The organism is Streptomyces sp. NPDC058964 (assembly GCF_042741275.1).
Lineage (GTDB): Bacteria > Actinomycetota > Actinomycetes > Streptomycetales > Streptomycetaceae > Streptomyces.
Genome location: NZ_JBHYKH010001068.1, coordinates 1 through 1,061 on the forward strand (window position 1 = coordinate 1; position 1,061 = coordinate 1,061).

Consider the following 1,061-nt stretch of genomic DNA (forward strand, 5'->3'; position numbering starts at 1 on the left):
AGCACGCGGTGCGCCAGACCGTGCACCAGCGAGGCGAACCGGTCGTACAGCTCACCCAGGGCGGCGGCCTCGCCGCGTGCCAGCCGCTGCTGCATCTTCCGGTCCCAGCGCGGCGGTGCGTCGCTCTTCGCCATGCGGCCTCTTCACCCCCTGTACCTGTGCGTACCCGTACGTCGCACTCCAGCCTGCGGCCGACGTCTCCCCGAATGTAGTCGGCACGTCCGACACCGCACGCCCCTTTGTGTCAATGCGCGCCCCCGGTGGCCCGCACGTGCTAAGCGCCTCCCCTACCCTCTATCGTGCGACCGGAACCGATCGAACAGGATCGAAACCGTCTGAAACAAGCCTTTTCCGATCGTTCCCCGTTTCCGGGGCGGCGTTTGCGGGAACGGCCGGTGGGCAGGCGCGCGCCCAAGAAGCGTAAGCATGGCTTCCGTTTCGGGTGAATTTCGGGTGATTCCGGACGTCCGATGAACCGGCGACTGAAGGGCATGGTGGTGACGTTCAATGTGACCGGCGGCGAGCAGGGCGAATGGGCCGTGCTCCAGGTGTCGGGTGAGCTGGACCTGGTGACGTCACCGGTGCTGCGGCAGCGGGTGCACGACGAGGTGGCCGAGGGGCGGCACAGCCTCGTCCTGGACCTCTCGCAGGTCCTGTTCTGCGATTCCAGCGGGGTCGGCGTGCTCATCGCCTCCCGGCGGCTCATCCGCTCCTGCCAGGGCCGGCTGCGCCTGATACTGCCCGCCCAGGGAGCCGTCGACGGTTCCCACGTCAACCGCGTCCTCGGCGCACTCGGGGTGCGCCGCCTCTTCGACGTCCACCCCGACCTCGCCTCCGCGACCGGCGACAGGCCCCGCCCGCTGTCCGCCTGAACCGCGCTCCCGCCCGGCCCGTCCGCCCGTATGCCGCCCGCGGCCGCGGCCGGCGTCGTCCTCTCCGCGCGGGACACAGACCACCGACACCGACGTGAGGCGGCCGGAGAGAACCATGGTCAACAGCGAGTACGAGCGCAGGATCGCCGCACGCTTCGCCACCTTCGACCAGGACGGCAACGGTTACAT

Annotated in this window: 1 protein-coding gene and 2 pseudogenes; 2 read left to right on the plus strand and 1 reads right to left on the minus strand. The window is 69.7% G+C overall.

From position 1 onward, the window contains the following. Positions 1-134, minus strand: a pseudogene (locus ACFW2E_RS47700) (RNA polymerase subunit sigma-70); the annotation flags it as partial. A gap of 357 nt (positions 135-491) precedes the next feature. Here ACFW2E_RS47700 and ACFW2E_RS47705 point away from each other — a divergent pair. Together ACFW2E_RS47705 and ACFW2E_RS47710 are read left to right on the plus strand one after the other, a co-directional pair. Beyond that, complete coding sequence (locus ACFW2E_RS47705) at positions 492-872, plus strand: STAS domain-containing protein (RefSeq protein WP_384478635.1); 381 nt, start codon at positions 492-494, stop codon at positions 870-872. 115 nt (positions 873-987) lie between these two features. After that, positions 988-1,061 (plus strand): annotated as a pseudogene (locus ACFW2E_RS47710) (EF-hand domain-containing protein); the annotation flags it as partial.